The organism is Paenibacillus sp. BJ-4 (assembly GCF_020404765.1).
Taxonomy (GTDB): domain Bacteria; phylum Bacillota; class Bacilli; order Paenibacillales; family Paenibacillaceae; genus Paenibacillus.
Genome location: NZ_JAIVEM010000006.1, coordinates 19,211 through 39,040, shown reverse-complemented (window position 1 = coordinate 39,040; position 19,830 = coordinate 19,211). Strand labels below are relative to the sequence as shown.

Below are 19,830 nucleotides of genomic sequence, written 5' to 3'. Positions count from 1 at the left end.
GATAAGAACTAACTTTATAGCACCGATTTAACCGTATCTTGGACTTGCTTCAACAGTCCTTTATAGCCATCTTCATCAAGGTAACCGATACTTCCAAGCAGCAAGTGACCGACGGATTCAATTCCAACGAAATCAAAAATACCCGTATCCGAAGTGATTTTCAATCCTGCCGTCATCCCGATTCCATCGTAAATTTCGTTTGGTGTACCATGTGTATTTACAATAAAACCTTTTTTACCTGTAAGAAGCTTATGAATCCCTTCCGGACCAGACGTATATGCAAAGCCGTAGGCAAATACACGATCAACGTAGCCTTTCAGGATAGCCGGAAGACCCGTCCACCAAATCGGAGCAATAAATGTAATCGTATCGGATTGTGTGATGTATTCCTGCTCTACCTTGATATCGGCTGAAGTTTGTCCGGCTCTCATAGCAGCAGTATCCTCAGGTTTTAATACAGGTTGAAAATCAAGTGCGTACAAATCGCGTACAACGACTTCATCGCCTTTTTCCTTCAAAGCATTTATGACTGTTTCCAGTATTGCATGGTTAAAGCTTTCAGCGTTAGAGTGAGCATAGACGATAAGATGTTTCATTTCAATTACCTCCAGATATTTTAATATTATTTTGAATTTCATATAGATATCTATACATTTATCTAAAAAAATTTATAATCTGTTTTTTACATGTTCCAGCAGATATTCCAGTTGTTCTTTTTCTTCATCCTTGAGACCACCGTATATGGTTTCTTTTAATTTATTGGAGATCACTTCAAATACAGGCTCCAGCTCTTTCCCCTTATCGGTAAGATAAATCAGGGTTACTCTGCTATCCTCCCCTTCTTTTTTTCTTTCGACATATCCCAGCTTCACGAGCTTGTCGACCAAAACAGTGACTGTGGGCTGCTGGCGAGAAATTTTTTGTGTCAATTCCTTGATGGAAAGCCCATCCTTTTGATAGAGGAACATTAATATTCCACCATGGGTAGGAACAATCCCTTCAACTCCATAGGATTCGAGCTCAGACACAATCAATTTATGGATCGAATCTCTGATCGTTCCTATCAGTGCAGCGGCATTATTTTTTAACATATAAGCATTATTGCATAGACATCTATATATATCAAGTGCTTTTTGCAGGCATTCACACACTCTTCCCAAAATTCTTTAATTTTCCCTTGTCGAGCTACTCACACAGGCTTAAATGGATTGCACAAAATGACCCCTCAGCGGTTTCTGAACGTCAACTCGTCTTATTACCGTTAGGGGCCTATATGGATTTTTATGGTGTAAACATTACATAATTAGATACATTAGAAGAGAGTCTTAAGTGCCTCTGGAGTGAACGTTTGAAGATCATGAATCCGACCTTCACGTATTTTCGTAGCCCATGCAGGATCGCTCAATAGCGCGCGCCCAACGGCTACCAGATCAAATTCATTGTTGTTCAGTCGTTCCAGTAGTTCATTAATTGGGTAATCAGGGCCAACTGCAGCACGAATAGCTTCCACAAGTTCGACAGCAAATTGAGCACGTTTTATGATGTTGCCGCCATAGCGATCCGTCCGTTGGTTCGTTTTCTCCCAGAAGAATTGATCAACTAGGTAGCCGTGCGCCCCTTGAATTTCAACGCCGTCAAAGCCAAGTCGTTTTGCATTCGCTGCCGCATCGGCAAAGGCCTCAATGACCTTGGCGATTTCTTCTTCTGCCATCGGCTCAGTCACTTTATTTCCTTCCAGATCCAGCCCGGATGGGCCAATGGACAGTGATCCGGATTCGGCTGAGCTCCACCGATCCTGGAAGAACATATTAAGAATCAATTAGAGCAATTCATACTTCAGCTCATAACAAGAGAAACAAACAATGCAGATCAAAGAACGCTAGAGCTTGCTGCAACCATTTTAAGCTGGTCTATTTATGGTGTAACCTTTCGTTGGAATGTAGAAGGAAAAAAAGAGTCCCATACAGCCTTAGCCGAGAGAGCAGTGCCCTTAATATTCAACGGGGTTGTCTTATCTCTAGTCTCGCAGATTTCTTAGAAGTAAAATGTATAAAAAGGGCTGTTCCCAGTATTCTTCGATAATCTGGGACAGCCCTTAATAGCATATAACAAATAATTGCACCTTTTATTTAAAGAATTTTCTTAAACATCTCGATGACTTGTTCTTTGGTAGGTATGAACGGATTGCTTGGAGCGCAAGCATCCTTCATTGAGTTCTCGGCGAGCAGATCCAAATCCACTTCATTTACGCCCAGTTCAGAAAGCTTGGAAGGAATCCCAACTTCCTTCGACAGGTCTTTGATTCTTTGGATTACATAAGCTGCGCATTCCTTATCCGTTTTCCCCTTGTCTTCAAAACCGATGACCTTAGCGATGGCACGAAATTTCTCTGGTACATACTTGGCATTCTCCTCCTCCACAATCGGCAGCAGCATGGCATTGCAAACACCATGCGGCAAATCGTATGCGCCGCCAAGCTGATGGGCCATAGCATGAACGTAACCCAAGCCGGCATTGTTAAATGCAAGTCCTCCCAAGAAGATAGCAAAAACCATTTGCTCACGTGCTTCTATATCATGACCATTTTTCACCGTACGGGCCAAATGATTAAAAATAATCTCTACTGCTGCCAACGCGGTTGCATCCGTTACAGGATAGGAACCTGGAGTAACCAAAGCTTCAATGGCATGTGTCAAAGCATCTAGTCCTGTAGCTGCCGTTAACGCGGCGGGTTTGTCTACCATCAGTTCAGGATCGTTGACCGAAATCGCAGCTACACTATTCTTGTCAACCATAACCATTTTGACCTTGCGTTCTTCGTCCGTAATGACATAATTAATCGTGATTTCAGCGGATGTTCCTGCCGTGGTATTAATAGCGACAATAGGCAGCGATTTATGCTTGGATTTATGAACGCCCTCATACTCGGTTATATGTCCCCCATTGGTAGCAATAATGCCGATTCCCTTAGCCGTATCCTGTGGTGATCCTCCGCCAATGGAAATTAAAAAATCACAACCGTTTTCTTGCAAAAATTGAACGCCATCATGTACATTTTTACAGGTCGGATTTGGTTTAACCTCATCGTATACCGCATAGTCCAAGCCAATATCATCCAGCAAGGATGTGACCTTGCCTGCAATACCGCTTTTCATCAAAAACTTATCCGTCACGACTAATGCTTTGTTTAAATTCAGTTCTTTTATATAGGGTCCAACCTCATGCAAACAGCCTTTTCCCATTAGATTGATAGACGGTACAAAAAATACATGTGCGCTCATAAAAATCGGCCTCCTAAAGGATTCACTTCTTGATGCCTCGCTAAATACGGAACCATTCTTAAAAGTGAAATATTTCACATATGTAATTTTATCTTTATTTCATTTTGATGTCAATATCAAAACACAGATTGTATTTTGTTTTATTTTTGTTTATTTTGTTTTCCCAAAGAAAATCTGCTGTCTTCGTTTTCAAACTCCATTAAACAAGCCTAGACTGACCCGGATGATTTGGTTCTTTTGACGAGTATCCTGCAGAATCAGTCCAATATTTGGTACACAACTAATCAAAGGCAGCCTCGTACAACTTAGATGAACATATTAACAACGAGGTGATGACAGCATGACAATGAAAAAAGGAGTATTGCTGGCTCTGCTGGCTGTGTCGCTGCTCCAAGCGAACTCGTCTTATGCGGAGTCGGTGCCGCTGAATCCGGTGACGACCGTCTATGTGAATGACCGCCCGCTTCAGCTTGCCGCCCAGCCGTTGCTGCTAGGCGGTACAACACTCGTCCCTATTCGCCAGTTGTTTGAGGCGCAAGGAGCCGGGCTTTCCTGGGACGGAACCAGCAAAACCGTAACAGCAACCAAAGGCAACACGGTGCTGACCTACCGCATCGGGGAACTTTCTGCCACCCTAAACGGCAATCCCCTGTCCCTGAATGTTCCCGGACAGATTATTAAGGGCAACACGATGGTTCCACTACGTTTTGTAAGCGAAGCACTTGGGAGCACAGTGAAGTGGGATGCCCCGACCCGGGCGATCCGGATTGTCTCCAGGGACGATTTTTTCACAACGGTCCTTTCCGGGGTCAACCTGCGCAGCAAGCCGGATTCATCGGGAGCTTCCCCTTCCCTGCGGCTTATTCCAAGCGGCGAAAAGGTTCATGTCATCCGCGAGGTCAATGCCCTCTGGCTGGAAGTGCGTACTAAAGACAACCTGACCGGCTACATATCGGCTAAACCAAAATACAGCGATTATACCAGCCCATCCCTGGCGGAACAGCAAGGAGATGAACTGATCGCCTACGGCGAGAAATTTCTCGGTAGCCCTTATGAATTCGGCGCAGCAACCGGCCAGACATCGACCTTTGATTGTTCTTCTTTTGTGGGGGAAGTGTTCCGGCATACGCTCTCCATCGTCCTCCCCCGTGTCTCTTACGATCAGGCTAAAGAAGGTCGGGAGGTCGGGCTGAACGAGCTGCGCAAAGGCGACTTGCTGTTCTTTAGCGCACGCGGGCTGGAGATCGGCCATGTGGCTATCTATGCAGGGAACAACAAATTACTGCATACATTCTCCAAAGAACGCGGCGTTCATTTTGACACGCTTGACGGTAAATGGCAGGAACGTTTCGTAACAGCCCGCAGGCTGTTTTAAGACGATCCGGATAGCCAATAACAGCAGGCTATTCCAGTACCACATTCATTATCTTCTGATTGCCTTCTGCCGGACGCCTCCCTTGCGGTTTGCGTTCAGGCGGCAAAAGGTATTGATTCGTTCCCATTGTTCAACACGTAATTCGACCCTCTTTTCTAACACACGAACGGAGAGATATCATGCCTTTCAAGTCCAAAAAAGAAAAACTGCATGTAGCGGATGCGGATCGTGAAATGCTTCAGCGAATAAGCAAAGCGCGTACAGAAGAATTCCGACGGGTTGAGCGCGCGCGAATTCTTCTCCATTATGCCGACGGAGAGTGTGCCCGGACGTTTTGAACTGATCTTCACCCCCAAACATGGTTCTTGACTCAATGTGATTGAAAGCTTTTTTGCAAAGATGACGAAACAAGTGCTTCGTCACCTACGAGTGAAGTCCAAGGAAGAATTGAAACAACGTATTGAATTGTATCTTCAAGAAGTCAACGCCAATCCTGTTCCTTTTCGTTGGAAGCATGGGTTAGGTTGAATGTCTTTTACGTTATTTCAGGATCGTTCTACTAAGCTAATGGAAGTGTTTTACTTCTGGTCCATTTTTCCGGGGAGACGGTTTTTCGGCACCAGATCCGGCTTGGCGAATCGTCATAAATTAGACGCACGAATTGTGCACTAAGTTTCGTTCGATTTTTACACCCTTTTCCATAAAGGTTACAAAATTGATACCAAAGTCATAATAAAAAACCGCATAACAACGCGGTTTTTCGTAAATCGGTAAAGTTACAAACCATGTAAAAAAACTTCTCTGGTTCCAGGCTGGGCTCAGCGCTTTCTCGTCGTTTCGGATTACGAACTTTCGTCAGGCTGGGTTGGCGACTTATTTCCTAAAATGACGCATTCCCGTCCGTTCGTCTCTATTCTTACTGGGCCGTTAAAATCAGCGGTCCGTCCGGCGTGACTGCGATCGTATGCTCATATTGCGCCGACAACTTGCCGTCGGCCGTTCTCGCCGTCCACTGATCGTCGTCGATCGTGATACGGAACGTACCTTCGTTGACCATCGGTTCAATCGTAAACACCATGCCTTCCTTTAACCGAATGCCTTTGCCGGCTACGCCGATATGCTCGTAGCTCGGCTCCTCGTGCAAGCTCCGCCCGATCCCATGCGCCAGCAGATCGCGTACGACCGAATACCCGTTCGCTTCCGCATGCTGTTGAATCGCCGACGTTATGTCGCCAAGCCGGCCCCCGGGGATCGCCTGGGCGATCCCCAGATCCAAGCATTCCTTTGTCACCTTCATTAATTTTTGCGCCTCCGGTCGGATATTTCCCACCGCATAGCACCAGCACGAATCGCCGAACCATCCGCCGTATTCCACGACGATATCGAGCTTCAGCAAGTCGCCGTCCATAAGCGCCCGGTTCGAAGGAATGCCGTGGGCCACCACATCGTTGACCGAAATGCAGGTTTCGGCGGGGAAACCGTTGTACCCTTTCGTAAACTGCTTGCCGCCCAGCTTGGTGATGTGTCTGGCAACAAAGTCATTGATTTCCCGGGTGGTGATCCCAGGCTGGATCAGTTTGGCTACCTCGCGGTAGCAGTCCGCAACGATTTGGCTCGCCGGCTTCATCTGTTCGATTTCCCTAGGTGATTTTAAAATGATCATCTTTGTTTATTCGCTCCTTATCAATTCTATAATTTTAAAAACCGGACGATATCCCTGGCTTCCTCGTGCAGCTTTCCGCGGCGAAGCGAAAGCGAGGCGCAGCCGACCAAGGCGGCCAGCAGCATTTCCGCGTGCTGTAGCCGATATGGCGGCTCCGCCGCGTTTCCGCCGGAAGCGGCAGCCCCGTCCGCCGCACGCCCGGTTTCCAGCAGCGCGGCAAGCGGCGCGAGCACCTCCCGGCGAAAGGCGGCCGAGAGCGGGGCCGAGCGCGCTTCAGGCAGCGAGGCAAAGCTCTCACCGGCCAGCTTATGCAGCAGGTACAGGGCGTGGTCCTCCGCCCAAAGCTGCAGCAGCCGGACGCTGGCGGCGGCGACGGGGCCAAGCTCTGCGGCAGCGGCCGTTTCGCGGCTTCCGCTTCGGGAATCCGCGGTAGCCGAGTTCCCGGTGTCCGCTGCCGCAGCAGCCAAGCCGAAATGCCCGCCCGCCGGTGCCTCCCCCGAAGCCGAAGCGCGCGGGGCCTCTAGCGAGGCCTCCAGCCATCCCTCGGCCCGCTCCAACGCGTCCCATAGCAGATCGTGGAGCAAATCGCCCTTATTGCTGTAATAATGGTATACCGTGCCATAGCCGAGTCCCGCCTGCACGGCCACATCGCGGATTTCCAGTAAAGGCCCTTTATTCAAAAACACATCGGCAGCGGCTTTCCGGATTTGCGCCAGACGCCGCAGCCGGATCTCTTCGTTTTGTTCCTTCGTGCGTGGAGACATCTCGTCCGTTCACCTCTTTTATTTTTGACCTACTCTTATGTCAATATAAAACATTGGCTTGCGAATAACAAGAGATTAGCTGGAGGATTTCCGGCTCAACCTAGAAATCGGTGCTTGACCAACGGGTTAGCCTCGAACGAGCGACCTGTTTGGAACATTGCTACGCTAACGGTTGTCATAGCGCTTAATCGGACCAAAAAAAGGGGGTTTCTTTCTAACGGTTGTATGCGCGCTTATTTGGACGAAACAGCCCCTCTGCCTACGAAAAAACGGGAAATAGGCCCGCTGGCAACCGTTACATTTTGTAAACCCCCATTTTTACCCAATAGCGTCGCTCACAACCATTAGATTTTTCGCCCGCTTTTACGCACTCGCATCTACTCCTCTGGTCAAGCACCGATTTCGGTTTTGAGCCGGAATTCCCGTTAATCCCCGGGCTGGGGCTTAAGCACGTTATTTCAGGATCTTTCTACTAGTTTGAAAATATATATAGTTGGAAATAGGTGTTGTTAAGAACGTGTCTGAGCGATTCTGTGAGGAATTTTAACGACAAATAGGTTTGAGGAACTTCTCTGAACGACATATTTTTTATTTTAGGAGGGAACAACATGGAAGCTTTTGCAGAATATTTAACACATATTGATAACCCGCAACATCGGGCCCGAACTCAAGAGGTTTTGGCTTGGGTATTCAAGAAGTTTCCAAATTTAATGCCAAAAATTGCGTGGAATCAGCCTATGTTTACGGATCACGGCACATTTATTATTGGCTTTAGCGTAGCCAAACATCATTTGGCCGTTGCTCCTGAAAGGGCAGGGATTAATCATTTTTCTGAGTTAATTGTGCAGGCTGGCTATGATCACACCAAGCAGTTGGTACGTATCCAGTGGGATAGTCCAGTTGATTTTTCATTACTTGAGAAAATAATCGAGTTTAATATTTTGGATAAGGCAGACTGTTCAACCTTTTGGCGGGAATAAAAAATAGGATGTCCTTAGAGGCTCATATTTGCGTTTTAAGGCCTTTTGGGTTTGTAAAAAAGGTAAACAAGTTTCATATGCTTAGCGTTACTTAGATACCCTTTGCCATAATACAAAACTAATGTCGCTTCTGTATTCAAGGGTTCCTTTTCTCGCTTACCCCCCACCAATATAGAAAGCTATCATCCTTCGAAATCTCATCATGCTAATGACCCTTAAAGTGACCCTATGCTATAATGTGGAAAGTATGGATGGTTACATGTACAGGAGGATGGGAGCAGAATGATTGGGAAATTTCTAATTTTTTCGCTACTATGGAGCTTGCTTGGCAACCCTTTTCTCGCGCTGATCGTACTGCTCATCGTGATCTATATATTGGATCGCAGCTTTGTGGGTGTACTGCCCAGCATCAGCAAGCCCTGGAAAAGAAGACGCAACGTGGCACGGCTGCGTCAACAGATTGCGCTAAATACCAACGATGTGGCTGCCAAGTTCGATTTGGCTCGTATTTGGATCGAAAGCAAGAAATACCATCAGGCTTTGGAACTTCTATTGGAAATTCAATCCCGCTATGAAGATTCCGCAGACTATTGGAATGCACGAGGAACGGCTGAAGTACACACAAACCATCTGGAAGATGGAGAGCAGCATTTACTGAAAGCACTGGACATTAACCCGCGGGTGCAATACGGCGAGCCCTATTTGCATTTAGCCGCAGCTTTCAAGGAACACGACGTAAATAAGGCACTGCACTATCTGCAGCAATTTCAGGAAATTCAATCCTCTTCCAGCGAAGGCTATTATCTGACAGGCTTGATGTACCGAATGCTGGGACGCAAGGATGAGGCCACGGCAGCCTTTAACCAGTCCATTGCCGTCTATCGTTCTCTGCCCAAATACCGTAAACGAAGTGAGCGCAAGTGGGCTGTACGCAGCTTATTCCGTAAATTAATAGGCTAGACGGATCTATATTTTACCTTAACGACCTTTCTCTTCTTTTGAGAAAGGTCGTTTTTACGTTTTATCCACACAGCTCCTCCATCGACCTGAATCAAATCATTTTGTTCCTCCTGATCAGCGTTTTATTTTGTAACCTGTTATTGACATGCCACAAATCTGGTCATATAATCCGCTTATAAACCTTAGAGTTTATAAATAAACTCAAAAGTATAAAACCGGAAAGGACGATCATCTTGTTGAAACCCAGTCTCTACATATCTGCCATATTCATTCTTCTGTTTACCTCAGCTTGCTCATCTACAGGGTTGAGTCAAAATGATGCAGCAGAACAACAAAAGCAAAAGGTGGAAGCAATGACTGTAAAAAAAGAGCCGCTGTCTGCTTCTTTTCACCTTTCAGGCACACTACAGCCCTATGAAGACACCACCGTATCGTTCGAGTTATCCGGTCTGATACGTGACACACTTGTGAACGTAGGAGACTCTGTATCCCAAGGACAGATCTTGAGCAAACTTGATCCATCCAGCTATCAGCTCCAACTGGAGCAGGCTAATACGGCCATTCTTGAAGCACAGGCAGGTATCAAAAATGCTACAGCCGCCATTTCCAGCGCAGATGCCTCCATTCAATCCGCCGACGCGCAAAAAGCAGCAGCTCAAGCTGGAGTCAACAAAGTGAACAAGGGTGCCCGTGAGCAAGAAAGGGCACAGGTCCGTACCAAAGTGCAACGAGCACAGTCCGCTTTGACTAAAGCACAAGCCACCGCTGAACGCACCAAGCTTTTATATGATCAGGGAGCTGCAACCAAAAACGATTATGAAAATGCACAGCTCGCTTTAACCAACGCCTCCAAGGATCTGGAGGATGCGCAAGAAGCCCTCTCCTTAATCCAGGAGGGAGCCACAGTAGAAGATCGGCAATCGGCAGAATCCAGCTTGCGACAGGCCCAAGCCGGGAAAGAATCGGCCATCGCCGCAAAAGAACAGGCAGAAGCCTCCAAGGATAACTCTACTGCGGCATATCAACAGGCGGTCATTGCAAAAAAGCAAGCCGAACTTTCCCTCTCCAAGACAGCTTTAAAAGCCCCTATTTCCGGCGTTATTCTGGAGAAAAAGGCAACGGTGGGACAATTGGCGAGCGCTGGACAGCCAGTATATCGTATCGGACAAATCGACAAGCTCAAGGTGCTGCTCCCTGTTCCCGATCATGAAATCACGAACTGGAAGCAAGGTCAGACAGTCCAGCTTCAACTGTACGATGAGAACAGAGAAGGAACGGTCAGCAAAATTTATCCGGCCACCAACACCAATACGGGCAGTATCAACGTAGAAGTGATTGTTCCTAACCCCCAGCATGATTGGGCCCCGGGACAAGTCGTAAAGGCAGGCCGCCAACTGACCCAGAGTGAGCAAATTTTGCTCCCGGCCAAGGCGGTCATTAATAACGGTACAGATACTTTTGTCTATAAAGTGGTGAACAACAAGGCGGTCAAGACGGTCGTGAATGTCGGCCAGATGTCCAACAATAAGCTCGAAATTACCAAGGGGCTGAATGTCGGGGATCGTATCGTTACCACCGGAGTAAACCTGATTTACGATGGGCTGCCCGTTCAGATCACGGGGGGAACGAGCAAATGATTGCATATTTTATCAAAAAGAAAAAACTGACCCTCTTTATTTTTATCATGGCGATTGTTGCCGGGCTGTATAGTGTCTCCCAGCTTCCCCGCCAGGAAACGCCGGATATTATCAAGAAAACCGCTGTGGTCACGACCTTGTACCCTGGAGCTACACCCCAAAAGGTAGAACAAACGGTCACGAAGCCTCTGGAACAAAAAATGAAAGAAATCAATCATATTAAAAAGATTTCTTCTACATCCGAAAATGGACTTTCGACGATTATCATTGAGACAGAAGGCAACGCCAATGCTACGGAAGCCTGGGATGCTTTACGCAAAAAAATGAACGATGCCCAGTCTTCTCTGCCCACAGATGCTCAAAAGCCTGTCGTTAACGATGATTTGAATAAGGTATTTATCCATTCCTACGCCATCACGGGGGACTCTGTGGAGCAATTGTATCAACTAAATGATATGGTGAAATCGTGGAAGGATCAATTAAAAACCATTCCCGGTGTATCGGAAGTAACAATCAAGGGATTACCGGATCAAGAGGTTCAGATTCAGATTGATGCTCAAAAGCTCCAGCAGTACCATATCAGTTGGGAACAGCTCATGGGTGCAGTGCAGAAGGAAAATGAGCAATATCCGATAGGCAATCTGGATTACAACGAACGCACATACCGAATGAATGTGACGCAGTCCAAGAATGCTCAAGATTTGAGTAAGGTCATTATTTCCAAAACTGAAAGTGGCGCTCCTGTGTATCTCAGTGATGTGGGCAGCGTTTTACTTACGCAAAATACCAGCAATTACATGGCCTTTTTTAACGGTAAACCAGCTATTACACTGACGATTAACGGTAATACCGGCTCTGACGTAGACACGATTTATAGTAAAGTAAATCAAGAAATGCAGTTGTTAAAACCGGATCTGCCTAATACGTTTCAACTGAATACATTATTTTCACAGACCGAGCGGATTGATCATATTTTTCATGGCTTGACCCGTGAATTGCTGTTTGCTATTGCAGCTGTTGTTATTGTATGTACATTGGGATTGAATGTGGTCACATCTTCCTTTGTCGCACTGGCTATTCCCATTTCGATTGCCATAGGCTTCATTATTCTTCCTATGCTCGGCGTAACGCTGAATCAAGTTACCGTCATCGGCCTCATTATTGTAATGGGGATTCTAGTCGATGATGCTGTGGTGATTAATGATAATATTGAACGTAGAATGATGACCTTGGGTGAGAGCCCCAAGATAGCAGCATTAAATGGAACGAAAGAAGTTTCCATTTCCATTTTGACCGCAACCCTGGCAACTGTAGCCTCCTTTGCCCCGCTGTTCTTTTTATCAGGCGATGCAGGCTCCCTTATCAAACCATTACCGTTTGCTGTTATTTTTACGTTATTGGCTTCCATGCTCATGTCCTTTACCGTCATCCCAATCTTTAGAGAATGGTATGGACAACGAAGTCAAAAAACGCCCAACTCCACCATGAAGCCGCCGGGACTGCTGGGAAAACAAATTGATGCTCTTCGTAACGCATATGCCGGCAAGCTTATTCCTAAAGTGATTAAACGACCTGGATTATATGCTGCATTAGGATTATTGATCAGCACCTCACTGTACGGTGTACTTGCTCTGATTCCGATCGACCTCTTCCCCAGAACAGACGATCCGCAATTAAGCATTAATGTGCGTATGCCAATAGGTACTTCTATAGAAGAAACCAAGCGGGTCACCGAGGATATTGCCAAATGGGTGAAGCAGCAGCCTCATGTGGAAACGATCAGTTATGCGGCTGGCGGCGACGCTCCCCAGTTGTTTCAAGATATGACCGCTGACGCCAAAACAGGCACAACCGTGGGTCAGATTGCTATTGTTGGGGAAGAAGGTGTATTTGATCCCGATGAAATGGCAGTCAAATGGTCCTCTATCCTAAAGGATCGTTATCCGGGTCAATCCATTTCCTTGAAAATAGCCAAAGTGGGGGTGCCTCTCGGTAAGCCGATCTCCATTCGGATTTTAGGCAATGATGTAGGTCAGCTGCGTTCGTTGTCACAGCAGTTAAAAGAAGGCATTATGGCTACCAGAGGAACACAGGACATACAAGACAATATGGAAAATGAAGGCTATACGTTGGATTTCCAAATCAATAAACAAGCGATGGATCAATATCGGATTAGCAATAATGATCTGACACGTACACTCTTGTTAATGGGTAATGGCGTGAGCTTTAGCCGATTTGATACGGGGAAAGATTTGATCAATATTAAGCTGAAGCTAAGCCAAACCGATCAAAATCCTGAAAATTTGTTTCAGCAATTGAATGTGACTAATGCCAATGGTGTTCAAATCCCTTTATCTCAATTGGCTGAGTTGAAACCATCCTTTGCAACACAAAAAATTAACCATTATAATTTAAAGCGTTCGATTACTGTTGAAGCTGAAGTTCACGGCCGTACAGCTTCCGAAGTCATGAAGGATGTCAAGCTTAAATTGCAGGACATTAAATTTCCTCCAGGCTACACTTGGGAAATTGGCGGCGAGATTTCAGGACAAGATGACATTTTATCAGAAATAGGATGGTTATATGTTGTCGTCATCCTATTAATCTTCATGCTGATCTTTTTGCAATTTTATTCTTTCTCGACTCCACTCATCATATTGACTACCGTGTATATGGCAGCAGCAGGTGGATTTCTTGGCTTGTTCATTCTAAATACACCGATTACTTTTATGGGCGTGTTGGGCTTAATGACCTTGGCAGGTATTGTCGTACGTAACGGCATTGTGCTGATTGAGTTTATTGAGGATGCAAGACGTGAAGGGATCGAACTGAAGGAGGCGGTTATTGCAGCGACCAAAGCGCGTTTCCGTCCCATATTGCTTACTTCACTGACAGCCATTGTCGGTCTGATTCCGATTGCGCTTATTGGAGAGCTTATGTTTAGACCGCTGGCGTATACCATTATGTTTGGATTGATGTACTCGACCATTCTTACGATGTTTGTGGTTCCGTCCCTGTATATGGTTATTGCCCGCTGGAAATTAAAGAGACAGAGCAAAAAATTGGGGGTACAATGAAAAAAATAACGAGTGAAGATATTATCTATGCCGCCCTTTCCCTGTTTTCTGAAAAAGGGTACGATGCCACCTCGGTGGATGAAATTGCCCGCAAAAGCGGGATGGTCAAGGCTTCCTTTTATAAATACTTTCAAAGTAAAGAAGAGTTGCTGCTGGGGACAATCGTCCTGATTGAAAAACTTCTTGATGCAGATATTAAAGAACTTTATTTGAAGCACCAGCTACCTTCCCGTGAAAAGTTGAGACAACTGTATTTGATTGCGCTGGGCCGGATTTATAAGAATAAAGTTCATTTGCTGGTATACTCCGTCCCTTTAATCGGTTCTAAGGAAGAAAAAATCGCACAAGCCATTGATCGTGTTGAACATTATTTGTCTAACGTGATGGTTGATTTCTTAATTGATGCTTATGGACAATCTATACGTGACTATGCGCACGATATCAATTTTGTCATCAAAAGTATCATTATTAATTCCTTCCGAATGAGCGATTCAGAACTGTCCTCGACGGAGCATAAAACACTGGCTGAATTTATCGTCAGCATTACGGATATACTGGCACAAGGAATGTTGAGCCCTGATGTTCAACATCAAATCATGTGGGGCCGCGATTCCGTATTCTATGAAGATTCTGACCAAATCTGGACCAAAGGAAAACAAATCTCCTATGCACTGCAACGTATAGATACGGTTCTGAAACAAACTAAATTAAATGAAGCTACCCGGAATGAATATGTGCAAATCCTAAGCAGATTACAGCGTGAGCTCTCGGAAGAAAACGTGGAAATAGCTCACGTGAAAGCCCTCCTTCTATTTTTGGGGCAGCTGCCCGAGTTGCTGGAAGACTGTACCAAGCTGAAGGCTGTATTGGAGATTTAGCACGCCGAAATGCATAAAAAGAGGTTCATGATGGTCAGTTTCTACTGCCATCATGAACCTCTTTCTTTAATATACTTTGTCCGATCCAAAGCATCCTCTCACGCTCACCGTAACGGTGCATAACCAAGCCGATTCAGCTCTTCCGCGATCACGCGATAACCACGACTGTTCGGATGCACCCGATCTAACGAAAGCAGTGCCCGTTCATAGCCCTCAAATGCGGGGTAAATGTTCGCCACCCGGTAATTTGGTCCGCCCAATGTATAGAGAAACGAGTTATACTGGCGCACATATACTCCCGCCTCCCTCACCCCTGGGAAAGGATTATATAATCCCACCATTCGAATGATAAATGGCTCACGCTGACCGGACTTTATCTGATACAGGGCATGTACAATTTGGCGTACATGTTCTTTGGTGTGATTCAACGCTTGCGGAATGGAAGAACCCGACGAGCCGGAACCTCCAGCAAGGGCGCTGATGTATGGACGCAAATCATTTCCACCGATCGACACCGTTATGAGTTCAGCTCGACTGAGCGCCGACCGAAAAAGCGAATTGTTGCGGATCAACGACAGCAGTTCCTGTGAAGTCAGTCCGTTGATTCCCAAATTCTCGTAGCTGACTGGCGTATGGAGATGTCTTTCCGCCATTCGTCGATAGATGGGTGCAAATCCGCCGCTCAGCAGCGTGCCTGCACCTGTCGTTAAAGAATCTCCAATCGCTGTGTAATGGTACGCCAATGAAACCCACCTCCCTCCGACATAATCTATCTTATGTGGAAAAAGGAACGCGCGACCCGGAGATTCGCTTATTCTTCGTCTATTTCATATACACAATGGAATTGCCCACCACCTGGCAAATCCTCCGATCCGTACACAGCGAATCCCACATTACGAAAGAAATCCGCTCCTTCCGCATCTGTTTCTACCGTGAGTTGTTTCGGGCTACGTTCCTTAATAAGCGTAAGCAGCATACCTCTGCCGTAGCCTCTATGACGATTTTCAGGCAATACAGCCAGGTGATGAAGCACGATCGTTCCATCCTCTCGCTCCTCAAAACCGATGACACCTACAATAAGTCCTTCATCTTCCACACCGTACAGCTTCCATTCATCCGAGGTTTGGTAGAAACGTAAAGCTTCCTCTCCCTGTTCAGGACGATCCAGTACCGCGTAAGTCAGCAGCTCCAGGACCTCCTCCCGATCCAGACTTGTTTTTAAATTTTTAAACATCGTTAGTCGTCTCTCCTTATATCCTGAATCCTTTGGCACATTTGGGCTAAGCCTTGTATCAGGACAGCTATCCTGCTGATTTATAGTATTTAATTCTCCACAATAAGCAACGGCCAGTTATCCAGCCACTGCTTCTCAAATACACGCTGACGAAAAGCCGTCGTGTGACGGAACAATGGACTTTGACGTACCCGCATATCCAGCAGATCGTTTAAACCATGCGGGCAAATAACCTCTATTTGATCCTCATCATTCAATCTAATGGCTACGGCCGTAGCCGTCTCTGGCCAACGACTCATGGCATCCTCTATCGAGGAATACGGGGCTTCCCCGTTGCGGATATGCATCCGCGCCTGATTTTTGACAGACCAGTTACGTCCAGCCTGCTTACGATTCAAGGACAGCTCCAGATGCTCATCTCGTTCCGCCAGCGTATTTTTCGGATCAAAATAAATGACATCTATATCATTGATAGGTGTAGCGGTCGTATAACCATGCAGTTTATCCCACACCCGATTACGTACATAGCCTGCGGCAATACAGCCTTGAGGCAGCCCCAAAGCCCGTACGTTGCGCAAGTCTTCAAGAACCTGCGGATCATTCATCATGTGTATAATTCGCTGTATATCCTCTTCCTGCTTCATCCTGCACTCAGCTCCTTATTTTAAGATGACAGTTGCTGTACGGGCTCTCCAGCCTCAGCCGCAATCCGGGCTGTACGCTGCGCCAGACGCCGGCGAGCTACCAGCAAAAACGGAATGCCCAATACGACCGACAGCGTAATCGGAACAAAAACGGCAAGCGGCGCCGTTTGGCCATAGCTCTCCAGCAACCAGCCGCCAAACAAAGGAGCCAGCACACTCCCAAGATTATTAAAGCCAATCGTACCAAAGTAGGTCCCTTTATATTGAGCATCTGCAATCTGATCTATCAACACATCCAGCATCGTGAACAATAATACTTCACCTATCGTAAACAGCACCATATCCAGTATAAACAACCAGCCTGAGTTTAGCACACTGAACAGCAGCAAGCTGACCGCAATGCATAGATTGCCTGCAATCAGGGAACTTACTGGGGAAAAACGGCTTGCCAGCCGGACAAGTGGATACTGGAAAGCCAATACGCAAATCGCGTTGGCCGTGAGCATGTATGTAAACCACCGGGTTCCTTCTTCGAAGGATGACGATAAAAATTGAGGCATCGTGGAATTGGAATGAGCATAACCCATCACGCAAAATACGGTTCCCAGCAAAATCGGCATAAATATCGGATCACGGCTGGCTGTACGGAACGCCTCTCCCATCCGCAGCGGAGCTTCTCCCGTTGTGGTCCCTACATGCAGATCGGCGGCATACCGTGCAAATTGAATCAACAGCAACACTCCATACAAGGCGTACACACCAGCAGCTACCATAAACGGCGTCCCCGTGGATGCAGAGCCCAGTAGCAGACCGAGCAGCGGCCCTGCCACCACACCTACATTAATGGCCGCATACCTCATATTGTAGATAAGCAGCCTTTTTTCCTTGGGGGTAACATCTGATAACAGCGCTCGCGAAGTAGGCTCGAACAAGGATCTGCACAGTCCATTTAAGGCATTAATGACAAAAAAGGCCCAAGCCGCTTCAGCCAACGCAAAAGCAACGAATACAAGCGCCCAACTGGCGATGGATACCAGCATCACTTTACGCCGTCCGATGCGATCTGAAATATATCCACCGTAAAAGCTGGCAAAAATACCGACTAGCGAGCTGACCGATACGATGATTCCCGTATGAAAGGGAGATACTCCCAAACGAGTGGTCAAATAAATGGACAAAAACGGTATACTCATCGATGTGGCCATCCGGCCGAAAATAGTACCCGCAATAATCGTCCAGGCCAATGGGTGAATCGAGCGTAGCTGTTCTTTCATATATGTCTCTCATGCCCTCCTTCTCTGTCCCGACCCCTTAAAAAACTTGCACACCATCGTAGAAGTGTTATAGAAGCGTCGTGTGCAAGTCCAACAAGCGGGGAATCCCTCAGTTTTGGCCGATATATCGTTCCAGTTCCAAGCACGTTGCCTGATAGACAGACTGGAGCGCTGCCAGCTTACTTTGTGCTTCTGCGAGTCGGTTCTCCCGTGCAAGCTGCTCAATATCGGACAGCAGTGTGGACAAGCGCCCGACACCCAGACTCACACTGCCCGATTTCAACTCATGGGCTACCCCCTCTACCTTTGCGGCTTCTCCAGAGGCAGCCAACTCTCTTAATGTGTTGATTTTGGCAGGCGTATCACTAGTATACATATCGACCAATGATTGCAGTAGTCCTGTACTGCCATCCTCGTCCAGCAGCATAATTTCGCGGATGACTTCCTCATTCAGGATAGGCTCAGCTTCAGGCTTGGGAAGCCATTTGACCAGCTTTTCAGTCAGCTTTTCAATTGTTACCGGCTTCATCAAATAATCGTTCACTCCTACCTCACGCCCCCGTTCGCGATCCTCCTCGGACACATTTCCGGTCAGGGAAATAATCGGTATCGGTGGGTGCTGGTCTTTTGCTTCACGCTGGCGGATCGCTTTTGTCGCATCATTACCATTTTGGAGGGGCATGTGATGATCCATCAGAATGCAAGCGTAGGATCGTTTGGCGGCCGCTTCGACCACAGCACGCCCATCCTCTGCAAAATCAATATGCTGGAATCCCAAGCGGTTAAGCTGCATTTGTATCACCTGGCGATTCACCCGATTATCCTCAGCTACCAAAATAGCTTGAGAATGACTATGCTCACGCAGCAACTCGCCAAGCGTCGTTAAATCAGCATTTTTATGCTTTTCTATTTCGTCTGCCTGTTTGGAGCCTTTCATCAAAGGAATTTCAAACCAGAACGTGGAGCCTTGTCCTTCCTCGCTGACGACTCCTATTTGTCCCTGCATGAGTTGTACAAAAGAGCTGCAAATCCATAGCCCCAGTCCGGTTCCCCCATATTGTGAGGCACTGCCTTCCCCCGCCTGCACATAAGGCTGAAAGAGCTTAGCCTGATCCTCAGGTGAAATTCCGATACCCGAATCCTGCACCTCAAACCGAACACGCTGGGAATCTTCTGTATCTTTCACCAATTTTGTTCGGACAACAAGCAATCCGTCACTCGTAAATTTATTGGCATTGTTCAGCAGATTGAGCAAGATCTGCATGATTCTTGCCGAATCTCCCTCCAAATGCTCTGCTACAGTGGAATCGGTCTCTATACTCAAACGGTTGCCCATCTGATAGATTTGCGGCTCCAGCAACTGGGCCACATGGCTCATAATCGCCTGAACCCTGACATTTCCGATCTCCAGCTCCATCTGTCCTGCTTCCACCTTGGATATATCAAGCAGATTATTAATCATGTTTAACAATAGGGATGCAGACTCACGTATAACACCGATGGCCTGCCGTTGATCCGGTGATAGTCTGGATGAACCCAGCATTTCGATCATTCCAAGTATACCGTTCATAGGCGTTCTGAATTCATGGCTGACTACCGCGAGAAAAGTGCTTTTCAGTTCATTGGCCCTTACCGCTTCTTCCTTCGTTCGTTTTAATTCCGCATTGCTTTTGGCCAGCTGGCGCTGCAGATTGACAAGCTCATTATTCATAGCTGAAAATTCATTCAGCAACTTTTCTTCCTCAGCCTTGCTTTTCACAATCTCGTCCGTTAATTGTTCAACTGTTTTCCGCAGGACAGCCATTTCTGCTGCCGGTTCCTTCATCATTAAAGGCCCCCTTTACAAAATGACTTCCGGTTTCCAAACCAAACTATTTACCGGGCGACAGTAATCCCTTTGCAACCTCAAGTGCTCCCTCGGCATCTGGTGCGCTTCCATCCGCCCCTACTTTCTCCCACAGGCGTGGATCGAGATTGAAGGGTAAGCCACCGACCATAATCTTCACATGGCTTGTAGCGGCTTCTTGCGGATGATAGCAATCAATTTCTTCACCAGATGGACA

At 46.7% G+C, this 19,830-nt stretch carries 19 protein-coding genes and 1 pseudogene; 8 read left to right on the top strand and 12 right to left on the bottom strand.

What is annotated here, in order from left to right; genetic code table 11:
* Positions 1–14: 14 nt before the first annotated feature.
* The 4 genes and pseudogenes from LCF57_RS01930 to LCF57_RS01915 form a co-directional block, all read right to left on the bottom strand.
* A complete protein-coding gene (locus LCF57_RS01930; RefSeq protein ID WP_225999214.1) occupies positions 15–596 on the bottom strand; it encodes an NAD(P)H-dependent oxidoreductase in 582 nt (193 codons plus the stop codon).
* 72 nt (positions 597–668) lie between these two features.
* Positions 669–1,091: a MarR family winged helix-turn-helix transcriptional regulator gene (locus LCF57_RS01925; protein ID WP_225999213.1), complete on the bottom strand. Its 423-nt coding sequence runs from the start codon at positions 1,089–1,091 to the stop codon at positions 669–671.
* Positions 1,092–1,312: 221 nt separating this feature from the next.
* A pseudogene (locus LCF57_RS01920) lies at positions 1,313–1,788 on the bottom strand (hypothetical protein); the annotation flags it as partial.
* 341 nt (positions 1,789–2,129) lie between these two features.
* Complete coding sequence (locus LCF57_RS01915; RefSeq protein WP_225999212.1) at positions 2,130–3,281, bottom strand: iron-containing alcohol dehydrogenase; 1,152 nt, start codon at positions 3,279–3,281, stop codon at positions 2,130–2,132.
* Positions 3,282–3,621: 340 nt separating this feature from the next.
* Here LCF57_RS01915 and LCF57_RS01910 point away from each other — a divergent pair, with 340 nt between their 5' ends.
* The 3 genes from LCF57_RS01910 (at position 3,622) to LCF57_RS27460 (ending at position 5,184) form a co-directional block, all read left to right on the top strand.
* Positions 3,622–4,656, top strand: a complete 1,035-nt coding sequence (locus tag LCF57_RS01910; protein ID WP_225999211.1) for a stalk domain-containing protein — start codon at positions 3,622–3,624, stop codon at positions 4,654–4,656.
* A 179-nt stretch (positions 4,657–4,835) separates the two neighbouring features.
* Positions 4,836–4,994: a hypothetical protein gene (locus LCF57_RS01905; protein ID WP_225999210.1), complete on the top strand. Its 159-nt coding sequence runs from the start codon at positions 4,836–4,838 to the stop codon at positions 4,992–4,994.
* A 61-nt stretch (positions 4,995–5,055) separates the two neighbouring features.
* Positions 5,056–5,184 carry a hypothetical protein gene (locus LCF57_RS27460; RefSeq protein ID WP_264083435.1) on the top strand — a complete coding sequence of 43 codons (129 nt, stop codon included), beginning with the start codon at positions 5,056–5,058 and terminating at the stop codon, positions 5,182–5,184.
* A 388-nt stretch (positions 5,185–5,572) separates the two neighbouring features.
* On the opposite strand, the gene map is transcribed toward LCF57_RS27460, so the two are convergent.
* Both map and LCF57_RS01895 read right to left on the bottom strand, forming a co-directional pair.
* The gene (gene map / locus LCF57_RS01900) at positions 5,573–6,319 is read right to left on the bottom strand and encodes a type I methionyl aminopeptidase (RefSeq protein ID WP_225999209.1); all 747 of its coding nucleotides are present in this window, start codon (positions 6,317–6,319) and stop codon (positions 5,573–5,575) included.
* A gap of 26 nt (positions 6,320–6,345) precedes the next feature.
* Positions 6,346–7,083 carry a TetR/AcrR family transcriptional regulator gene (locus tag LCF57_RS01895; RefSeq protein WP_225999208.1) on the bottom strand — a complete coding sequence of 246 codons (738 nt, stop codon included), beginning with the start codon at positions 7,081–7,083 and terminating at the stop codon, positions 6,346–6,348.
* A gap of 608 nt (positions 7,084–7,691) precedes the next feature.
* Between LCF57_RS01895 and LCF57_RS01890 the strand changes: the two genes are divergently transcribed.
* The 5 genes from LCF57_RS01890 to LCF57_RS01870 all read left to right on the top strand — a co-directional run bounded on the left by LCF57_RS01890 (position 7,692) and on the right by LCF57_RS01870 (position 14,615).
* Positions 7,692–8,063, top strand: coding sequence for an iron chaperone (locus LCF57_RS01890; protein WP_225999207.1), 372 nt, complete (start codon positions 7,692–7,694; stop codon positions 8,061–8,063).
* Positions 8,064–8,345: 282 nt separating this feature from the next.
* Positions 8,346–9,023 (top strand): tetratricopeptide repeat protein, encoded by a 678-nt coding sequence (locus tag LCF57_RS01885; RefSeq protein WP_225999206.1) that lies wholly within the window; start codon positions 8,346–8,348, stop codon positions 9,021–9,023.
* Between the two features lie 353 nt (positions 9,024–9,376).
* Positions 9,377–10,660, top strand: coding sequence for an efflux RND transporter periplasmic adaptor subunit (locus LCF57_RS01880; RefSeq protein WP_225999205.1), 1,284 nt, complete (start codon positions 9,377–9,379; stop codon positions 10,658–10,660).
* Complete coding sequence (locus LCF57_RS01875) at positions 10,657–13,737, top strand: efflux RND transporter permease subunit (RefSeq protein ID WP_225999204.1); 3,081 nt, start codon at positions 10,657–10,659, stop codon at positions 13,735–13,737. The genes LCF57_RS01880 and LCF57_RS01875 overlap by 4 nt, the downstream gene beginning before the upstream one ends.
* Positions 13,734–14,615 (top strand): TetR/AcrR family transcriptional regulator, encoded by an 882-nt coding sequence (locus tag LCF57_RS01870; RefSeq protein WP_225999203.1) that lies wholly within the window; start codon positions 13,734–13,736, stop codon positions 14,613–14,615. Before LCF57_RS01875 ends, LCF57_RS01870 begins: the two co-directional genes overlap by 4 nt.
* Positions 14,616–14,719: 104 nt before the next feature.
* Here LCF57_RS01870 and LCF57_RS01865 read toward each other — a convergent pair whose 3' ends face one another.
* The 6 genes from LCF57_RS01865 to LCF57_RS27455 all read right to left on the bottom strand — a co-directional run bounded on the left by LCF57_RS01865 (position 14,720) and on the right by LCF57_RS27455 (position 19,764).
* On the bottom strand, positions 14,720–15,358 hold the full coding sequence (locus tag LCF57_RS01865) for a GDSL-type esterase/lipase family protein (protein ID WP_225999202.1): 639 nt from the start codon (positions 15,356–15,358) through the stop codon (positions 14,720–14,722).
* A 68-nt stretch (positions 15,359–15,426) separates the two neighbouring features.
* A complete protein-coding gene (locus LCF57_RS01860; protein ID WP_225999201.1) occupies positions 15,427–15,849 on the bottom strand; it encodes a GNAT family N-acetyltransferase in 423 nt (140 codons plus the stop codon).
* Between the two features lie 89 nt (positions 15,850–15,938).
* Positions 15,939–16,493: a nucleotidyltransferase family protein gene (locus LCF57_RS01855; RefSeq protein ID WP_225999200.1), complete on the bottom strand. Its 555-nt coding sequence runs from the start codon at positions 16,491–16,493 to the stop codon at positions 15,939–15,941.
* A gap of 20 nt (positions 16,494–16,513) precedes the next feature.
* Positions 16,514–17,767, bottom strand: coding sequence for an MDR family MFS transporter (locus LCF57_RS01850; protein ID WP_225999199.1), 1,254 nt, complete (start codon positions 17,765–17,767; stop codon positions 16,514–16,516).
* Positions 17,768–17,876: 109 nt separating this feature from the next.
* Entirely contained in the window at positions 17,877–19,595 is a 1,719-nt protein-coding gene (locus LCF57_RS01845) for an ATP-binding protein (RefSeq protein WP_225999198.1), read from the bottom strand.
* Between the two features lie 43 nt (positions 19,596–19,638).
* Positions 19,639–19,764 carry a hypothetical protein gene (locus LCF57_RS27455; RefSeq protein ID WP_264083434.1) on the bottom strand — a complete coding sequence of 42 codons (126 nt, stop codon included), beginning with the start codon at positions 19,762–19,764 and terminating at the stop codon, positions 19,639–19,641.
* Positions 19,765–19,830 lie beyond the last annotated feature (66 nt).